Source organism: Vibrio sp. 99-8-1, assembly GCF_013114595.1.
Taxonomy (GTDB): Bacteria; Pseudomonadota; Gammaproteobacteria; order Enterobacterales; family Vibrionaceae; genus Vibrio.
In genome coordinates, this window is record NZ_VTXE01000057.1 from 1 (window position 1) to 17,420 (window position 17,420).

The 17,420-nt window shown below is 42.0% G+C and carries 20 protein-coding genes and 4 tRNA genes; 19 read left to right on the forward strand and 5 right to left on the reverse strand.

Going from position 1 to position 17,420, the window contains the following annotated elements:
* Positions 1–641, reverse strand: a 641-nt coding sequence (locus tag F0227_RS21090; RefSeq protein ID WP_301338384.1) for a transketolase family protein, incomplete at its 3' end; no start/stop codon positions are given.
* Positions 642–1,072: 431 nt separating this feature from the next.
* Here F0227_RS21090 and metK point away from each other — a divergent pair.
* From metK to ruvX, 6 genes are all read left to right on the forward strand, one after another.
* Positions 1,073–2,224, forward strand: coding sequence for a methionine adenosyltransferase (gene metK / locus F0227_RS21095; RefSeq protein WP_171755229.1), 1,152 nt, complete (start codon positions 1,073–1,075; stop codon positions 2,222–2,224).
* Between the two features lie 72 nt (positions 2,225–2,296).
* Entirely contained in the window at positions 2,297–2,797 is a 501-nt protein-coding gene (locus F0227_RS21100; RefSeq protein WP_171755230.1) for a SprT family zinc-dependent metalloprotease, read from the forward strand.
* Positions 2,798–2,907: 110 nt separating this feature from the next.
* Entirely contained in the window at positions 2,908–3,639 is a 732-nt protein-coding gene (rsmE, locus tag F0227_RS21105; protein ID WP_171755231.1) for a 16S rRNA (uracil(1498)-N(3))-methyltransferase, read from the forward strand.
* Positions 3,640–3,651: 12 nt separating this feature from the next.
* On the forward strand, positions 3,652–4,599 hold the full coding sequence (gshB, locus tag F0227_RS21110) for a glutathione synthase (protein ID WP_171755232.1): 948 nt from the start codon (positions 3,652–3,654) through the stop codon (positions 4,597–4,599).
* A gap of 102 nt (positions 4,600–4,701) precedes the next feature.
* Positions 4,702–5,265, forward strand: coding sequence for a YqgE/AlgH family protein (locus F0227_RS21115; RefSeq protein ID WP_171755233.1), 564 nt, complete (start codon positions 4,702–4,704; stop codon positions 5,263–5,265).
* A gap of 45 nt (positions 5,266–5,310) precedes the next feature.
* A complete protein-coding gene (ruvX, locus tag F0227_RS21120; RefSeq protein ID WP_171755234.1) occupies positions 5,311–5,739 on the forward strand; it encodes a Holliday junction resolvase RuvX in 429 nt (142 codons plus the stop codon).
* On the opposite strand, the gene F0227_RS21125 is transcribed toward ruvX, so the two are convergent.
* Complete coding sequence (locus F0227_RS21125; protein WP_171755235.1) at positions 5,736–6,842, reverse strand: PilT/PilU family type 4a pilus ATPase; 1,107 nt, start codon at positions 6,840–6,842, stop codon at positions 5,736–5,738. The two genes, ruvX and F0227_RS21125, sit on opposite strands and share 4 nt — an antisense overlap.
* Before the next feature lie 14 nt (positions 6,843–6,856).
* The gene (locus tag F0227_RS21130; protein WP_171755236.1) at positions 6,857–7,897 is read right to left on the reverse strand and encodes a type IV pilus twitching motility protein PilT; all 1,041 of its coding nucleotides are present in this window, start codon (positions 7,895–7,897) and stop codon (positions 6,857–6,859) included.
* Positions 7,898–7,921: 24 nt separating this feature from the next.
* Here F0227_RS21130 and F0227_RS21135 point away from each other — a divergent pair, with 24 nt between their 5' ends.
* From F0227_RS21135 to hemW, 6 genes are all read left to right on the forward strand, one after another.
* Positions 7,922–8,632 carry a YggS family pyridoxal phosphate-dependent enzyme gene (locus F0227_RS21135; protein ID WP_171755237.1) on the forward strand — a complete coding sequence of 237 codons (711 nt, stop codon included), beginning with the start codon at positions 7,922–7,924 and terminating at the stop codon, positions 8,630–8,632.
* A 23-nt stretch (positions 8,633–8,655) separates the two neighbouring features.
* Positions 8,656–9,474 (forward strand): pyrroline-5-carboxylate reductase, encoded by an 819-nt coding sequence (gene proC / locus F0227_RS21140; RefSeq protein WP_171755238.1) that lies wholly within the window; start codon positions 8,656–8,658, stop codon positions 9,472–9,474.
* A gap of 30 nt (positions 9,475–9,504) precedes the next feature.
* A complete protein-coding gene (locus F0227_RS21145) occupies positions 9,505–10,062 on the forward strand; it encodes a YggT family protein (RefSeq protein WP_171755239.1) in 558 nt (185 codons plus the stop codon).
* Positions 10,062–10,349, forward strand: a complete 288-nt coding sequence (gene yggU, locus F0227_RS21150) for a DUF167 family protein YggU (RefSeq protein ID WP_171755240.1) — start codon at positions 10,062–10,064, stop codon at positions 10,347–10,349. Before F0227_RS21145 ends, yggU begins: the two co-directional genes overlap by 1 nt.
* 121 nt (positions 10,350–10,470) lie before the next feature.
* Complete coding sequence (locus F0227_RS21155; protein WP_171755241.1) at positions 10,471–11,067, forward strand: XTP/dITP diphosphatase; 597 nt, start codon at positions 10,471–10,473, stop codon at positions 11,065–11,067.
* Positions 11,068–12,231 carry a radical SAM family heme chaperone HemW gene (gene hemW, locus F0227_RS21160; RefSeq protein WP_171755242.1) on the forward strand — a complete coding sequence of 388 codons (1,164 nt, stop codon included), beginning with the start codon at positions 11,068–11,070 and terminating at the stop codon, positions 12,229–12,231. It abuts the gene before it with no gap.
* 90 nt (positions 12,232–12,321) lie between these two features.
* Here hemW and glsB read toward each other — a convergent pair whose 3' ends face one another.
* Together glsB and trmB are read right to left on the reverse strand one after the other, a co-directional pair.
* The gene (gene glsB / locus F0227_RS21165) at positions 12,322–13,242 is read right to left on the reverse strand and encodes a glutaminase B (protein WP_317918064.1); all 921 of its coding nucleotides are present in this window, start codon (positions 13,240–13,242) and stop codon (positions 12,322–12,324) included.
* A gap of 231 nt (positions 13,243–13,473) precedes the next feature.
* Positions 13,474–14,193 (reverse strand): tRNA (guanosine(46)-N7)-methyltransferase TrmB, encoded by a 720-nt coding sequence (gene trmB / locus F0227_RS21170; protein WP_171755244.1) that lies wholly within the window; start codon positions 14,191–14,193, stop codon positions 13,474–13,476.
* A gap of 165 nt (positions 14,194–14,358) precedes the next feature.
* Here trmB and mutY point away from each other — a divergent pair, with 165 nt between their 5' ends.
* The 7 genes from mutY to F0227_RS21205 all read left to right on the forward strand — a co-directional run bounded on the left by mutY (position 14,359) and on the right by F0227_RS21205 (position 17,397).
* Positions 14,359–15,411 carry an A/G-specific adenine glycosylase gene (mutY, locus tag F0227_RS21175; RefSeq protein ID WP_171755245.1) on the forward strand — a complete coding sequence of 351 codons (1,053 nt, stop codon included), beginning with the start codon at positions 14,359–14,361 and terminating at the stop codon, positions 15,409–15,411.
* A 9-nt stretch (positions 15,412–15,420) separates the two neighbouring features.
* Positions 15,421–15,693, forward strand: a complete 273-nt coding sequence (locus F0227_RS21180; protein WP_171755246.1) for an oxidative damage protection protein — start codon at positions 15,421–15,423, stop codon at positions 15,691–15,693.
* A 49-nt stretch (positions 15,694–15,742) separates the two neighbouring features.
* Positions 15,743–16,885: a membrane-bound lytic murein transglycosylase MltC gene (mltC, locus tag F0227_RS21185; RefSeq protein WP_171755247.1), complete on the forward strand. Its 1,143-nt coding sequence runs from the start codon at positions 15,743–15,745 to the stop codon at positions 16,883–16,885.
* Positions 16,886–16,999: 114 nt separating this feature from the next.
* A tRNA-Phe gene (locus F0227_RS21190) sits at positions 17,000–17,075 on the forward strand.
* Positions 17,076–17,128: 53 nt separating this feature from the next.
* Positions 17,129–17,204: transfer RNA gene (locus F0227_RS21195), tRNA-Thr, on the forward strand.
* Positions 17,205–17,211: 7 nt separating this feature from the next.
* Positions 17,212–17,287: transfer RNA gene (locus F0227_RS21200), tRNA-Phe, on the forward strand.
* 34 nt (positions 17,288–17,321) lie between these two features.
* Positions 17,322–17,397 (forward strand) — tRNA-Asn (locus tag F0227_RS21205).
* Positions 17,398–17,420: the final 23 nt, after the last annotated feature.

Below are 17,420 nucleotides of genomic sequence, written 5' to 3' on the forward strand. Positions count from 1 at the left end.
GGAATAACATGCCAGCCGTACGCTTCAAAACGTTTAGGTGTGTCGTCAGAGAACCAACCTTCCACTTCACCATCAATAGAGATGCCGTTGTCATCCCAGAAAGCAATCAGCTTGCCAAGACCTAGAGTACCTGCCAGAGAACACGCCTCGTGAGAGATACCTTCCATTAGACAGCCGTCTCCCATGAACACATAAGTGTTATGGTCAACAATGTCGTGGCCTTCTTTGTTGAACTGCTCAGACAGTGTTTTCTCAGCCAGTGCCATGCCCACAGCGTTTGTGATGCCTTGGCCTAGAGGACCCGTTGTAGTTTCAACACCCGGAGCGTAACCATATTCTGGGTGACCCGGTGTTTTAGAATGAAGTTGACGGAAGTCTTTCAAATCATCAATAGACAGCTCATAGCCAGTCAGGTGAAGCAAAGAGTAAATCAGCATTGAGCCGTGGCCGTTAGATAAGATAAAGCGGTCGCGGTCAGCCCACTGTGGGTTTTGTGGGTTGTGGTCCATATGGCCACGCCAAAGGACTTCTGCGATATCAGCCATTCCCATAGGGGCTCCAGGGTGACCAGAGTTGGCTTTTTGTACACCATCCATGCTTAACGCGCGGATTGCATTGGCTAATTGTTTTTGAGACGACATGTCTGCTCCTGAGTGCATAAGCGGTTTCAATATAAGGGGAAACATACTGATTATTTGCGAACAAATCAGCGGCGCTATTCTCTCAAAGCAAAATTAGGACTGCAATCGATTTCAACCCCTGTTTATCGTCCATCAAGCACAATTTAACAAATAACAGATCATGACAAAGTTAGACCATCGTCATTTAGAGCGGGATAACTTATATAGCCTTACTAAATACACTGACCTAGTTCATTATCCGAAATAATAATTATTGTTATTTGGAATGATTCTCAGTTATAGCAAAAAAAACTTGTATTTTTTGCCTTAAAAACTAGAATAGACGTCTAGATGTAGAAACACCTAGCAATCAATCATGCTGCTGTTTCTCTAAACGTAATTTTTGAAGATGTGTTATACATCTTCTAATCAACAACTTGGAGCTACCACATATGGCTAAGCATCTTTTTACTTCTGAGTCTGTATCAGAAGGTCACCCAGATAAAATTGCCGATCAGATTTCGGATGCTGTACTTGATGCAATCATTGAGCAAGATCCTAAAGCACGTGTCGCCTGTGAAACATACGTCAAAACAGGTATGGTCATGGTTGGTGGTGAAGTCACTACTTCTGCATGGGTAGACATTGAAGAGATCACTCGTGAAACCGTACGTGATATCGGTTATGTACACTCTGATATGGGCTTTGATGCCAACTCATGTGCAGTATTGAATACCATTGGTAAACAGTCTCCAGATATTAACCAAGGCGTTGATAAAGCCGATCCAAAAGAACAAGGTGCTGGCGACCAAGGTATTATGTTTGGTTACGCAACAAATGAAACCGATGTTTTGATGCCTGCGCCAATTACATACTCTCACTTGTTAGTACAAAAACAAGCGGAAGTCCGTAAGAATGGTTCACTACCATGGTTGCGTCCAGATGCAAAATCTCAGGTAACTTTCCAGTATGATCAGGGTAAAATTGTGGGTATCGATGCTGTGGTATTATCAACTCAGCACTGTGACTCTATTTCAACGCCGGATCTTCGTGAAGCGGTAATGGAAGAGATCATCAAACCGGTTCTTCCTTCAGAGTGGTTAACAAAAGAGACGAACTTCTTTATTAACCCAACCGGCCGTTTTGTTATCGGTGGCCCAATGGGTGACTGTGGTTTAACTGGTCGTAAAATTATCGTAGATACTTATGGTGGCGCAGCTCGTCACGGTGGTGGTGCATTCTCTGGTAAAGATCCTTCAAAAGTGGATCGTAGTGCCGCATATGCCGCACGTTACGTGGCGAAAAACCTTGTCGCTGCGGGTCTAGCCGATCGCTGTGAAATCCAATTGTCTTATGCTATTGGTGTTGCGGATCCAACGTCCATCATGGTAGAGACATTTGGTACTGAAAAAGTATCTCATGACATCATTATCGAAGCAGTACGTCAGTTCTTTGATTTACGTCCTTATGGTCTTCAAGAAATGTTGAACCTGTTGCAACCGATTTACCAAAAAACAGCTGCATATGGACACTTTGGTCGCGAAGAGTTCCCATGGGAAGCCACTGATAAAGCCGCTCTAATTAAAGAGTTTGCTGGTTTATAATTTTGTAATAATAAAGAAGGCCCTCAATCGAGGGCCTTCATTATATTGTTCTATCTAGTCTTAGGGGGCTCAATGAGCAATATCGACCTCTATTACTACGCCAATAAAGCACTAATAAAGTATATTCATCTCGCAGAAAACCAGTTAGGGAACAAGATACCCATCCCATCAGTCAGCTTCAAATTACGCGGAAAAGTAGCAGGGAAAGCCTACTTACAACAGTGGCACATTCGTCTCAATCCCGTTCTTTTCAGAGAAAATCCTTTAGCCTTTATTAATGAAGTCATTCCCCATGAACTTGCGCATTTACTGACTTTCCAAAAATTTGGCAAAGTACGGCCACATGGAACTGAGTGGAAAGCAATGATGGAAGATGTACTCTCCTCCCCAGCTAAAACCACACACTCATTTGATATCAGCTCAGTACAAGGCCGTACCTTTGAGTATCACTGCCAGTGCCAAATGCACGCATTAACAATAAGACGACACAATAAAGTGCGCACCAATAAAGCCAGCTATCACTGTCGACAGTGTCAACAATTGCTCAAATTTTCAGGAATAGAAAGCCACTAAATGTTTTCCTATAAATAAGAACAATTTGCTTAGAAGGTCCCCCTTGTTTTTCTCTATTTTGCATCCATGTTATACAATGCAATAACTATCTAATGCAGGAATAACCAGCAATGCGAACACCTCGAATCTATCATCCAGAACTCATCCACCAGCTAGGTAATATAACCCTTAGCGATGAAGCAAGTGCTCACATAGGTCGAGTTCTAAGAATGAAGCCACAGCAAGATATTGTGCTATTTGATGGTAGTGGCAATGAATTTCCTGCAACAATAATTGAAGTGAACAAAAAAACGGTTCAAGCAAATGTGCTTGAACAATTAGAGAAAAGCAGTGAATCCCCTTTAAATATTCATTTAGGTCAAGTTGTCTCTCGAGGAGACAAAATGGAATTCACTATTCAAAAGTCGGTGGAACTGGGCGTTAATGTTATTACTCCACTAATATCCGAGCGTTGTGGCGTAAAATTGGATGCTAAACGTTTTGAGAAGAAACTGCTGCAATGGCAAAAAATAGCCATCGCAGCCTGTGAACAGTGCGGTAGAAATAATATCCCTTTAATCCGGCCAATAATGAAATTAGAACAGTGGTGCGCAGAACAAGACGGTGCACTAAAATTAAACTTACACCCAAGAGCGAAGTACTCTATCAATACCCTTCCACAACCTATGGAGAAAGTTCGGTTACTGATTGGCCCTGAAGGCGGCCTCTCCGCAGAGGAGATATCAATGACCGAACAGTACCAGTTTGAGGAAACATTGCTGGGGCCTAGAGTATTAAGGACAGAAACAGCCGCCCTTACTGCTATTACTGCACTACAAGTTCGCTTTGGCGATCTTGGCTAAACGGAGATAAACATGATCAAACTTGGCATAGTAATGGACCCTATTTCGTCCATTAATATAAAAAAAGACTCTAGCTTTGCCATGATGCTTGAAGCGCAAAGACGTGGCTATGAAATTCATTATATTGAAATGAATGATCTGCACTTAGATCAAGGTGTGGCCATTGCTGACACAAAAATAGTCACCTTAAAAGAAGACCCGAACAACTGGTATCAGTTCCAATCAGAGCAAACAATTGAGTTATCAGAACTTGATGCCGTATTAATGCGTAAAGATCCTCCCTTTGATACCGAGTTTATCTACGCCACTTATATTCTGGAAAGAGCTGAAGAAAAAGGCACTCTGATCGTAAATAAGCCACAAAGCTTAAGAGATTGTAATGAAAAATTATTTACAGCGTGGTTCCCAGAGTTAACACCGACAACCGTCGTGACTCGCAAGGCAGAAAAAATTAAAGCCTTTAAAGAGCAACATGGTGACATCATTTTAAAACCTCTTGATGGTATGGGAGGTGCTTCAATCTTCCGAGTGAAAAAAGACGATCCTAATGTGTCCGTCATCATTGAGACACTCACTAACCACGGTCAAAACTATGCAATGGCCCAAACTTTTGTGCCAGATATTACCAATGGTGATAAAAGAATATTAGTGGTAGATGGAGAGCCAATACCGTACTGCTTAGCTCGTATACCAGCCAAAGGTGAAACCCGAGGAAACCTAGCAGCGGGCGGCCGAGGTGAAGCGAGACCACTAAGTGAGACAGATATTAAGATAGCTAAAGCAGTAGCGCCTACACTTAAAGAAAAAGGACTTATTTTTGTTGGCTTAGATGTTATTGGCGACAAGCTAACAGAAATTAATGTCACAAGCCCAACCTGTATCCGTGAAATCGAAGCGGCATTCGATGTCTCTGTTACAGGTAAATTAATGGATGCTATTGAGCGTCGCCTAGGCAAGTAAGGGCTTTAGGTAAGTCGATAGCTCTAGATAAGTTAATCGTTGTTTTAGGCAGGCTAGCACTGCCTAATCTTCTCAACCGTTTTATAATGTGCAGGAGTTAGTATGGATTTATCCAATCATTTTCTTGTCGCTATGCCCGGAATGAAAGACGCTTTTTTTCATCGCTCCGTGATCTATTTGTGTGAGCACAATAAAGATGGGGCAATGGGAATAATCGTCAATGCGCCGATAGATATTACGGTTGGCAATATGCTGGAGAGAGTCGATGTTGACTCAACTCATCCACAACTTAAAAAAGAAAGCTTGCAGATGTCGGTCTTAAATGGCGGCCCAGTATCAGAAGACCGTGGTTTTATTCTTCATGAGCCCAAGGATAACTACCAATCCAGCATTCAAATGACCGATAAGATAAGCGTAACAACCTCCAAGGATATTCTCAGCGTCTTGGGTACAGAAGCCGAGCCCAACAGCTATATTGTCGCTCTTGGTTATTCTGGATGGACTGCGGGACAATTAGAAAAAGAGCTTGCTGAAAACTCATGGTTAACCGTTGAGGCGGATCCGAGTGTTATTTTTGATACCCCAATTGAAGAGCGCTGGAGCAAAGCGGTACAAATGCTAGGTGTTAACCCAGCGCAACTCTCCATCGATACTGGGCATGCGTAACAGAGCGATGGAACAGAATAAAAAAACAGGTAATAAGGAATAAAGATGTCCAAGACGATTATGGCATTTGATTATGGTACAAAAAGTATCGGTTCAGCCATAGGGCAAGAGATTACAGGCACTGCATCACCACTCAAAGCATTTAAAGCAAACGACGGAATTCCAAACTGGGACGACGTTGGCAAGCAGATAAAAGAGTGGCAGCCAGACCTTATTGTCGTGGGCCTGCCAGCAGATCTATATGGTAATGCCTTAGAAAGTATCACACCACGTGCGAAGAAATTTGCCAACCGACTTCATGGCCGATTTGGTCTCCCTGTTGAATTACACGATGAGAGGTTGTCAACGTCGGAGGCTAAAGCGGAGCTGTTTGAAATGGGCGGCTACAAAGCCTTAACCAAAGGTAATGTTGACTGCCAATCTGCCGTTGTTATTTTAGAAAGTTGGTTTGAACAGTTGTGGTCACAGCACTAGTCCATATCAATTTTAACGCCATCCAAATAACCAGACGACGCTATTGTGCCGCTATTTTGCTTAAGCATTAAACGCAAATCATTAGCTGAGTCTGCATGATGTAAAGCATCTTTCTCACTAATTCTCCCTTCTACGACTAACTGAAAGAGTGATTGATCAAAAGTAATCATTCCCATTTCGTTAGACTTAGCCATGGTGGTTTTTAACTCATTCAGTTCACCACGACGCAACAGATCAGATACGCGAGATGAGTTGAGTAATATCTCAAATACCCCTTGCCGACTTTTTCCGTCACTATCCATAATCAATTGCTGCGCGACAATCCCCCTTAGATTATTGGATAAATCAAATAGAAATGCCTCTCGTCGATCTTTCGGCATCAAATGCAATATCCTCTCAAGTGCTTGATTGGCGTTGTTAGCATGCAATGTCGCCATACATAAATGCCCGGTTTCAGCAAACGTCATGGCGTATTCCATGGTTTCCCGTGTTCTAATTTCACCAATTAAAATCACATCGGGTGCTTGCCGAAGAGAGTTCTTCAAGGCAACTTCGTAACTTTCAGTATCTAGGCCAACCTCTCTCTGAGTAACAATGCATTTTTCATGTTGATGAACAAACTCGATGGGATCTTCTACCGTTAGAATATGACCTGACTTTTGCTTGTTACGATACCCAGTCATGGCTGCTAATGTGGTTGACTTGCCAGACCCCGTCGCCCCTACAATCAAAACTAACCCCCGTTTTTGAGACACCAAATTTTTTAATGTCTCAGGTAGTGCTAGTTCGGTAAATGTAGGGATTCTGGTTTCTATACGCCGGATAACCGCACCGGGTTGCTCCCTTTGGAAGAAAGCGCTGATGCGGTATCGACTTTCATCTTGCGCAATGGCGAAATTTGCTTCTTTATCGACAAGAAATTGTTGTTTACGTTCAACATCCATAGTGCTATCTAAAAGTTGATAGACCTTATCACCATCAAGAGGATCACCTAACGAAAGCAGCTCACCATTCACTCTTAACTGACAAGGTGCGCCTACCGTGAGGTAAATATCAGAAGCTTTCTTGGCTTCCATCTCCAACAACAATTCCTTTAATCTCATGCCAACCATCACCCTTAGCTAAATGTCTTATAGTCCATCTCTATTTTTTTACTCACCTCTTCCGCATCAACCAGTCCTTGCGAAATCAGTTTTCTCGCCCCTTGCTCCATGGTCATCATATTCGCAGCGGCACCAGTCTGAATAATAGAGTACATTTGCGCAACTTTGTCTTCACGTATTAAGTTTCGAATAGCGGGTGTTGCCATCATAATTTCGTGACAAGCCACCCGTCCTCCCCCAACTCGTTTTAGTAAACGTTGAGCAATCACCGCGGTCAATGATTCTGATAGCATTGACCGCACCATGGACTTATCACTTCCCGGAAATACATCAATAATACGGTCAACGGTTTTTGCCGCCGAGCTGGTATGGAGAGTAGCAAAGACCAAATGTCCCGTTTCTGCTGCGGTTAAAGCGAGGCTAATAGTCTCTTGATCTCGAAGCTCTCCCACTAAAATCACATCCGGGTCTTCACGTAACGCCGATCGCAATGCAGCCTGAAAACTGTGCGTATCTTTATGCACTTCTCTCTGGTTTATCAGGCACTTATTATTGTTATGAATAAATTCAATTGGATCTTCAATGGTTAATATATGTTTATTAAAACGTCGATTAACATGATCCACCATAGCCGCCAGCGTTGTAGACTTACCTGAGCCTGTAGGCCCAGTGACAAGTACCAGCCCCTTTTCCATTTCTGCTATCGAATGAAAAATATCCGGCGCATCCAACTGTTCTAAAGTAGGAATTTCATTTGGAATGGTACGAAATACCGCTGAGCAACCTCGGTTCTGATTAAAGGCGTTGACACGAAAACGGCCTATTTTTGGCAGCTCAAAAGAAAAATCTAATTCTAATTTCCCTTCAAATTCGCTTTTCTGTGCGTCAGTCATAATGTCAAAAATCATTTGATGAACTTCAGAATGTCCCAAAGCAGGCACGCCGAGCTTTCTTACATCGCCATCAATACGTATCATAGGGGGAACACCCGCAGAAAGATGTAGATCTGATGCGTTATGCTTTACACTAAAATCAAGTAACTCTGAGATATCCATAACCGTTCCTCGAATAAGTTAATTATGTATAGTATTCAACAAAATATTGAACAGGTCACCAATCAGATTCGTATTGCTGAAAATAAATGCTGCCGTATTGAAAACTCGGTACAGCTTTTAGCCGTCAGTAAAACCAAACCAAACCAAGCCATTGAAGAGGCTATTGCCGCAGGCCAACTTCATTTCGGAGAGAACTACCCTCAAGAAGGCGTAGAAAAAGTCCGTCATTTCTCTCAGCATGATAAAGCCTCTCAACTTGTTTGGCACTTTATTGGTCCAATACAGTCAAACAAAACTAGACAAATTGCCGAGCATTTTGATTGGGTTCACTCTATCGACCGAAATAAAACAGCACAAAGGTTAAATGATCAAAGACCAGATACACTACCTCCTCTACAAGTGCTCATTCAAGTTAATACTAGTGGAGAGTCATCTAAGTCAGGTATAAATGAATCAGAAATATTTCAGCTTGCTGAGTTGATTTCTTCACTACCTAACCTTACGTTAAGAGGGTTGATGTCTATTCCTGCGAATGTAAGCGACTACTCTTCACAACTTGCTGCATTTAGCCAACTGGCGAAACTGAAGGATAGACTGGCAGAGAGCTACCCCAACATTGATACATTATCTATGGGGATGACAGGAGATATGGAGGCAGCGATTAAGGCTGGTAGCACGATAGTACGCATCGGTACTGCCATTTTCGGTGCAAGAGATTACTCAAAAAAATCATAATAAATTCAAGGAGAAGTCAGTCTATGGAAAACAGAAAAGTCACCTTTATTGGCTCTGGAAATATGAGTCGATCCATTATTTCAGGTCTTACCGCTAGCGGTTTTAGCGCAACCAATATTACTGCAACTGACCCGAATGAAGAGCAGAGAGATCTATTAACATCTTTATATGGTATCCATACTGAAGAGGATAACCATATAGCCGCAGAAGAAGCAGATGTTATTGTTCTTGCAATAAAGCCGCAAATTATGGAGTTAGTTTGTGGTGCATTAACGGATATCGACTTCTCCAACAAATTAGTTATTTCTATCGCGGCAGGAATCTCAGCCCAACGACTGAATGAGTTTCTAGATTGTGACGTCAACCTTGTAAGAGTGATGCCTAATACACCCGCACTATTATCACAAGGCATGAGTGGCTTATATGCCACAGAAAAAGTGTCAGAGTCAGACAGAAACTTCGCTGGCAAACTAATGGAAGCCGTGGGGAAAATCTGTTGGGTTGAAAAAGAGTCGGATATAAACAACATCATTGCAGCGTCAGGCAGTGCACCTGCGTATTTTTTCCTATTTATGGAAGCAATGCATAACGAAGCGATGGCACAAGGCTTTGACAAACAGACCGCTAGATTGCTCGTTCAACAATCAGCACTGGGAGCGGCAAAAATGGTTGAGGCCAACCCAGAAGTAGAGCTGTCAACATTGCGAGAGCAAGTAACATCTAAAGGCGGTACAACCGCCGAAGCATTAAAAACATTTAACGAACATCAATTAACTGAAACCGTTGCAAAAGCTATGCAAGCGGCGGTATTACGCGCAGAAGAGATGGAAAAACTCTTCTAAACATCGCCTAAGAGATAACAAGGGTAAACAATGAATTCAATGAACTTTCTGATTTCCACCGTATTCGATCTATATATTATGGTGGTGCTATTGAGAATGTGGTTACAAGCCGCAAGAGCTGATTTTTATAATCCGTTTTCTCAATTTATCGTTAAAGCGACACAACCAGTGGTTGGACCGCTACGCCGCATCATTCCATCCCTTGGAAGTATAGACTTAGCCACCTTGGTTTTTGCCTACCTGTTATGCGTAGTGAAATTTGTTGCCATCGTAATGATCGCCTCTGGTGGCAGCGCAGTTCTGGATATTAGCTTCCTACTGTTAGGTTTACTTTCACTATTAAAAGCGGCAGGTGGTCTTCTATTTTGGGTATTATTACTTCGAGCAATTATGAGCTGGATAAGCCAAGGCCGAAGCCCTATAGAGTATGTATTTATCCAGTTAACCGAGCCTATGCTCGCACCGATTAGAAACCGTCTGCCAGCCATGGGTGGGTTTGATTTAAGTGTATTAGTTTTATTTATTGCACTTCAGTTTGCCAACTTCTTAATGGGCGATTTTGTTGGACCTGTTTGGTTTCAGCTATAATGAACGCTGCTGTCATCCAAGGTGATGATCTAATTGTGAGACTTTATGTTCAACCAAAGGCAAGCCGAGACAAAATGATCGGTTTGCATGGCGAAGAACTAAAAATCGCCATTACAGCACCACCTATAGATGGCAAAGCAAATGAACATTTAACGAAATATTTATCTAAACAGTTCAAAGTAGCAAAGAAAAATATTGCGATTGAAAAAGGAGAGTTAGGCCGTCATAAACAGGTGCGGATTCACTCTCCTTCTCACATTCCTGATATTGTTCAAGCTCTCATATGAGAGCTTTTTACGCTATACACATAAATAAAATGGTCAAACAGATAGGTTAGCAAGTCACCAATATACATTTGATCCTAAAGTGATTAGCACTGATATTATTTAACTCTAGTGAAATAACATAATGAAAAAAATCGTCTTAGCGACAGGCAACCAAGGTAAAGTAAAAGAGATGGCTCAACTGCTGACTGACTTTGGTTTTGATGTAAAAGCACAAAGTGAGTTTAATGTCTCCGATGTTGCAGAAACAGGCACAACATTTATTGAAAATGCCATCATAAAAGCAAGGCACGCCGCAAAAGAGACTGGGCTTCCCGCTATTGCAGATGATTCAGGTTTAGAAGTAGATTACCTACAAGGCGCTCCTGGTATCTACTCAGCACGCTATTCAGGAGAAGGCGCAACTGATCAAGCTAACTTAGAAAAGTTGCTCACTGAGCTTGAGGGAGTGCCTGAAGAACAAAGAACAGCACGGTTCCATTGTGTTCTAGTGCTAATGAAGCATGAGAATGATCCTACACCGATCGTCTGTCATGGAAAATGGCAAGGGCGCATTTTAACAGAACAGCACGGTAGCAACGGTTTTGGTTATGACCCAATATTCTGGGTGCCAGAATCTGAATGCGCGAGTGCTGAATTAGATGCTGCGGAGAAGAAAAAACTCTCGCATCGTGGCAAAGCCCTTAAGCAGCTGTTCAATACATTAGCAGAAGCAAACTAAATGCCGTTAACTCCGCCACCGCTAAGTCTATATGTTCATATCCCATGGTGTATTCAAAAATGCCCATACTGTGACTTTAATTCCCATGCGCTGAAAAGCGACATTCCAGAGCATCAATATATTGATGCTCTGATTGAAGATCTAGATACGGATATTGAGCGCTATCAATTACAGCAGAGTAAACGTCCCCTTCACTCAATATTTATTGGTGGCGGCACACCTAGCCTAATATCGCCTCAACAGATCGGCCGCTTGATTTCAGCAATAGAAAAGCGCTTTACTTTTGAAAGTGACATTGAGATCACCATGGAAGCCAACCCCGGCACCATTGAGGCAGAACGCTTTAAAGAGTACCGCAAAAATGGAGTTAGCCGAATTTCCATTGGCGTACAAAGTTTTGAACAACAGAAGCTTAAACGTTTAGGAAGAATCCATGGTAGTGAAGAAGCGGTTAAAGCGGCAAATTTAGCTCACCAAATCGGACTGAACAGCTTTAATCTAGATCTGATGCACGGACTACCGGATCAAAGTATTGAACAAGCGCTCAGCGATTTAGATAAAGCCATTGAGCTTCAGCCACCTCATTTATCTTGGTATCAATTAACTATTGAACCAAATACTCAGTTTCATTCAAAGCCACCGACTCTTCCTGATGATGATAAGCTCTGGGAAATATTTGAGCAAGGCCATGAAAAATTAACTCAGGCAGGTTATGTACAGTATGAGATATCTGGCTACAGTAAAGTTGGATACCAATGTCAGCACAATCTTAATTATTGGCAGTTTGGTGATTATATCGGTATTGGTTGTGGTGCTCACGGAAAACTCAGTTTTACCAATGGAAGAATCATCCGTACTACCAAAGTTAAGCATCCTCGCGGCTACTTAAACATGGTGAAACCTTATTTGGATAGCGAAACAGATGTAGCAGAGAGTGACCGACCATTTGAGTTTTTCATTAATCGTTTCCGCTTACTGCAACCTTGTCCGAAACAAGATTTCGTTAATTTTACTGGCCTCCCCTTAAGCTCTATTGAGCCAACCATCAGCCAAGCGATAGAAGAAGGCTACTTATCAGAAAGTGAGTTTGCTTGGCAGGTAACAGAGAAAGGACGCTTGTTTCTCAATGACTTGTTAGAATGCTTTATGGAGAGCGAGTTTTAAGCCTACCTCACCTCTATTGGAAATAAATCACAAGGCAAAGCCGTATTTTGCATTGCCTTGTGAAGCGTTTCTACAGATGAGTTCAGTCAACTAAAAAATGGATTTTCCTAACTTACTCGTCAGCATCTCTAACGCCGCGGTACCAGCCATCGAGTTTCCTGATTTATCAAGCTCTGGAGACCATACCGCAATGGTCATCTCTCTTGGAATAACTGCAATAATACCGCCACCAACGCCTGATTTACCGGGTACACCCACTCTGTAAGCGAAGTCTCCCGCACCATCATAAAGACCGCAGGTTGCTAATAGCGCATTGAGCTGCTTCGTTTGCAAAGAAGAGACAACTCTCTGGTTGGTTTGGCAAGAGATACCATCATTGGCAAGATAGCTAAATGTTTTCGCAAGCTCAACACAGCTCATTTTTAGCGCACATGCATGAAAATAGTTATTAAGCACAGGGATAACATCATTATTAAAGTTACCAAACGAGCGCATTAGATAGGCGATCGCAGCATTTCTGTCACTGTGCATCATTTCTGAGGCGGCAACAATTTTGTCATAGACAATATGTTGATCACCAGACAACTGACGCACAAACTCAAGCAACCGCTGCTTAGGGGCAGATAAACGACTGAACAAAAGGTCACAGACGACTATTGCTCCAGCATTGATAAACGGGTTTCTCGGAATCCCCTGCTCTAGCTCTAGCTGGATCATTGAGTTAAAAGCCTGACCAGACGGCTCTTTACCGACTCTGTGCCACATTTCTTCCGGTTTATACAGTGCCATTGCTAACGTTAAACACAATACTTTAGAAATAGATTGGATGGAGAAGGTTTCATCAGCATCACCAGCCTTCACTATTTCACCACTAGGTAAACAGACAGCAATCCCCAGTTTGTTGTTAGATACTCGCGCTAAAGCCGGTATATAGTCAGCAACCTTGCCTTTGCCAATGTATAACTTTGCGTCATTAACAATATCAATCAGTTCATCTTGGGTGGGGCTAATATGAGTTGAGGTGCTTGAAGTGGACATGATTACCCTCAAGTAGAGCTGATCATCGTAGATGATGGCTCGATAGGTAGTGATAAAGCAGCGTAGATGACAATCATTGAAATCTCTACCTACTTAACAACAGGCCTCCTTGCCTATACTATTTTTTAAACCAATATACCCACTAGCAAAGTTAATATATCGCATAAATACGCTTAAACAGAGTAGTGGGTAAGTTAAAAACGATTAAGAGATACGTTTATATTTAATATCCCACACACCATGACCTAATCGATGGCCACGTGCTTCAAATTTGGTTAATGGTCTATCTTCTGGACGAGGAATATAATCACCGTCCGTCGCAATATTTTGATAGCAAGGCGCTTGGTTCATCACTTCAATCATATGCTCAGCATAATTTTCCCAGTCCGTTGCCATATGGAAAATACCCTGATCAATTTTTAATTTCTGACGAACCATCTCTGCAAACTGAGACTGAACAATACGACGTTTGTGGTGACGTTTTTTGTGCCATGGGTCAGGGAAGAATAACTGCAATGTATCAAGCGAACTATCAGGAATCATGTTGGCAAACACTTCAACAGCATCGTGGCACATAACTCGTAAATTCGTCACATTCGCTTCCTGAGCCGCGCTTAAACATGCACCAACACCCGGGCTATGTACTTCTATACCTATAAAGTTTTTTTCTGGTGCGTTTTTAGCCATTTCAACTAAAGATGCGCCCATACCAAAACCAATTTCCAGAACAACTGGGTGAGTATTACCAAATACTTCCTGCCAATCTAACAGTTCATCTTTATAATCTATCCCCATTGTTGGCCAACACTCTTTTAAAGCGTTTTCCTGACCTTTAGTTAAACGTCCTTCACGACGGACAAAGCTACGTACTTTACGTACTAATTTGCCATCTTCGGTATATTCGTTAGTGGTCACTTCACTCATTGATTTTGCCTGTTCATTGTTCAATCAAAGCGGGGATTATCCAAAGAATTTGCAGAGGTGCAAGTTTTTCTCTCAATTCTTTAATATCCACACTTTTTGTCTGTTTTACAGCGAGCTCTAATTGTGGTGCAATTCTGCTTCAATTAAAACAGTAAAGAGGTCACTGTGACGTCATTTTCGACAGCTATTTTAGCTTGGTATGATAATTTCGGCCGAAAAGAGCTGCCTTGGCAACAAAATAAAACACTTTATAAGGTCTGGCTGTCTGAAATAATGCTCCAGCAGACCCAAGTTGCAACCGTTATTCCTTACTTTAACCGATTTATTCAACGTTTCCCGACGATAAGTGATTTAGCAAACGCCAAACAGGATGAAGTTCTACACCTCTGGACTGGTCTCGGCTATTACGCGAGAGCAAGAAACCTACATAAAGCCGCACAAATAGTAGCGTCGGACTACAATGGGCAGTTTCCACAACACTTTGATGCTGTGCATGCTCTCCCCGGTATTGGTCGTTCAACGGCAGCGGCTATTTTGTCTTCTGTTCTCAACCAACCCTATGCCATTCTCGATGGAAATGTGAAACGAACTCTGGCTCGCTGCTTTGCAGTCGAAGGTTGGCCGGGGAAAAAACAGGTAGAAAATCAATTATGGGATATTGCTGAAAAATACACACCAACATCTCATGTCGATAATTACAATCAAGCCATGATGGATATGGGAGCGCTAATATGTACTCGCAGCAAACCCAAATGTACTCTCTGTCCCATTGAAGACTTTTGCCTAGCTAAACGTCAAAATCGACAACTCGATTTCCCTGGCAAAAAGCCAAAAAAAGAGAAACCCGTTCGAGAAACGTGGTTCATTATTCTCAGTTATCAAGATCAAGTGTGGCTGGAACAAAGGCCTCAATCCGGCATTTGGGGAGGATTATATAGTTTTCCTGAACATAGTAGTGATGCGATTGAAGAGCAACTTGATAAGAAATCAGTCCAACAAAGTATGATCGTCGACCAACAGAAGTTGATCGCATTTCGCCACACATTTAGCCATTACCATCTCGATATCACACCAATTCTAGTGAAACTAGACCAACAACCCAGTCAAATAATGGAAGGTTATCAAGGTCTCTGGTATAACATATCTCAACCAGAAGAGATCGGCTTAGCTGCACCAGTAAAACAGTTACTTGAAAGCCTACCATCTGAATTAAATTAAGGAGAAGTTATGAGCCGCACCGTTTTTTGTGCTCGTTTAGAAAAAGAAGCTGAAGGGCTCGACTTTCAGCTCTATCCCGGCGATTTAGGAAAGCGTATATTCGATAACATTTCTAAAGAGGCATGGGGCCAATGGCAAAGCAAACAGACCATGCTAATCAATGAAAAAAAACTAAATATGATGGATCCTGAACATCGCCAATTACTAGAAAGCGAAATGGTAAGGTTTCTTTTTGAAGGCGAAGAGATCGTCATTGATGGCTATACCCCACCAAGTGAATAACAACAATGATATTAAAGATGGCTTATGGCCATCTTTTTCAATATTAACTATGAAGAAAATTATCTGTTTTATTTTTGCTTTTAGCTTACTCGGCTGTAGTAGAGAGTTCGTAGAAGAACACCTCTATAGCATCGATTACGAGCCAACCAACCGCTTTGCCAAAAATCTAGCCTCACTCCCTGGCCAATTCCAAAAAGATACCGCAGCCTTAGATGCGTTAATTCATAGTTTTTCAGGTAGTATAGAAAAACGTTGGGGTAAAAATGAGATTCGCATTGCCGGTAAAGTCAATTATGTTAAATATATCGACAACTACCTCAGCCGTTCGGAAGTCAATTTCTCAAATGGTGTTATTCTGGTTGAAACAGTCTCTCCCACTGAGCCTAAAAAACATTTAAAGAACGCGATTATAACCACGCTCCTTACCCCGGATGATCCTGCAAACGTCGATTTATTCTCCTCCTCTTCTATTACATTAGAAGGACAACCATTTTTATATCGACAAGTCGTAGATCAAGAAAACAAACCAATACAGTGGTCTTGGAGAGCCAGTCGATTTGCCGACTATCTCATAGCGAATCAACTAAAAACAAAAACCGTAGACTTTAAAAAATCTTACTATGTGGAAATTCCCATGGTTAAAGATCACTATGAACTACGCAGTTACAAGTACGCAGATATTGTTCAGCGGGCTTCTCGACGCTATGACATTCCAGAAGATCTTATCTACGCCATCATCAAAACAGAGAGTAGTTTTAACCCTTACGCAGTTAGTTGGGCTAACGCGTATGGCCTAATGCAAGTTGTTCCTAAAACAGCAGGAGCAGATGTATTTAAACTCGTTAAAAAAAGGTCAGGAACACCATCGCCTGAGTATTTGTTCAACCCAGAGAACAACATTGATACCGGAACCGCCTATTTCTATATACTAAAAAATAGATACCTTAAAAATGTACGCAACTCACTCTCTCTCGAATACAGCATGATATCTGCGTACAATGGAGGAACGGGAGGCGTATTAAACACATTTGATAGAGGCAGCCGTACAAGAGCAATGAGCAAACTCAATTCACTACAACCAAATCAAGTGTATTGGGCTCTAACCAAAAAACATGCCAATAAAGAATCTCGTAGATACTTGGAAAAAGTGACCAAATATAAAAAGGCCTTTAATTCAGAAAACAACGGATAACTGGCTATTAGAAAGACAAATTGGCTAAAATCACGGCAACCAATCACTTTTTTGTTATTTTTTTCAAAAACAAGTTGACGTTGGCCCTGAAAATCCGTTTAATAGCGCTCCGTTGCCCGGATAGCTCAGTCGGTAGAGCAGAGGATTGAAAATCCTCGTGTCGGTGGTTCGATTCCGCCTCCGGGCACCATATTTAATTTTGGTGTCTTTGATATCAAAAGAAAAAAGCAAAGAATAAAGCGTGCCGACTTAGCTCAGTAGGTAGAGCAACTGACTTGTAATCAGTAGGTCACCAGTTCGATTCCGGTAGTCGGCACCATTCTTTTGCCTCGATAGCTCAGTCGGTAGAGCAGAGGATTGAAAATCCTCGTGTCGGTGGTTCGATTCCGCCTCGAGGCACCATGTTTTATATGCTCAATCGTATTGGGCACATAATTCCCCCTTAGTTCAGTTGGTAGAACGGCGGACTGTTAATCCGTATGTCGCAAGTTCAAGTCTTGCAGGGGGAGCCACTTTTAAAAAGCCATCTCATTGA

Bases quoted from the DNA above. Each gene is read 5' to 3' on its own strand.
- F0227_RS21130 (WP_171755236.1), bottom strand. From the start codon at position 7,897: ATGGATATCTCAGAGTTACTTGATTTTAGTGTAAAGCATAACGCATCA.
- metK (WP_171755229.1), top strand. From the start codon at position 1,073: ATGGCTAAGCATCTTTTTACTTCTGAGTCTGTATCAGAAGGTCACCCA.
- F0227_RS21180 (WP_171755246.1), top strand. From the start codon at position 15,421: ATGAGCCGCACCGTTTTTTGTGCTCGTTTAGAAAAAGAAGCTGAAGGG.
- F0227_RS21100 (WP_171755230.1), top strand. From the start codon at position 2,297: ATGAGCAATATCGACCTCTATTACTACGCCAATAAAGCACTAATAAAG.
- yggU (WP_171755240.1), top strand. From the start codon at position 10,062: ATGAACGCTGCTGTCATCCAAGGTGATGATCTAATTGTGAGACTTTAT.
- gshB (WP_171755232.1), top strand. From the start codon at position 3,652: ATGATCAAACTTGGCATAGTAATGGACCCTATTTCGTCCATTAATATA.
- proC (WP_171755238.1), top strand. From the start codon at position 8,656: ATGGAAAACAGAAAAGTCACCTTTATTGGCTCTGGAAATATGAGTCGA.
- F0227_RS21125 (WP_171755235.1), bottom strand. From the start codon at position 6,842: ATGAGATTAAAGGAATTGTTGTTGGAGATGGAAGCCAAGAAAGCTTCT.
- rsmE (WP_171755231.1), top strand. From the start codon at position 2,908: ATGCGAACACCTCGAATCTATCATCCAGAACTCATCCACCAGCTAGGT.
- F0227_RS21145 (WP_171755239.1), top strand. From the start codon at position 9,505: ATGAATTCAATGAACTTTCTGATTTCCACCGTATTCGATCTATATATT.
- trmB (WP_171755244.1), bottom strand. From the start codon at position 14,193: ATGAGTGAAGTGACCACTAACGAATATACCGAAGATGGCAAATTAGTA.
- F0227_RS21135 (WP_171755237.1), top strand. From the start codon at position 7,922: ATGTATAGTATTCAACAAAATATTGAACAGGTCACCAATCAGATTCGT.
- hemW (WP_171755242.1), top strand. From the start codon at position 11,068: ATGCCGTTAACTCCGCCACCGCTAAGTCTATATGTTCATATCCCATGG.
- mltC (WP_171755247.1), top strand. From the start codon at position 15,743: ATGAAGAAAATTATCTGTTTTATTTTTGCTTTTAGCTTACTCGGCTGT.
- F0227_RS21115 (WP_171755233.1), top strand. From the start codon at position 4,702: ATGGATTTATCCAATCATTTTCTTGTCGCTATGCCCGGAATGAAAGAC.
- ruvX (WP_171755234.1), top strand. From the start codon at position 5,311: ATGTCCAAGACGATTATGGCATTTGATTATGGTACAAAAAGTATCGGT.
- F0227_RS21155 (WP_171755241.1), top strand. From the start codon at position 10,471: ATGAAAAAAATCGTCTTAGCGACAGGCAACCAAGGTAAAGTAAAAGAG.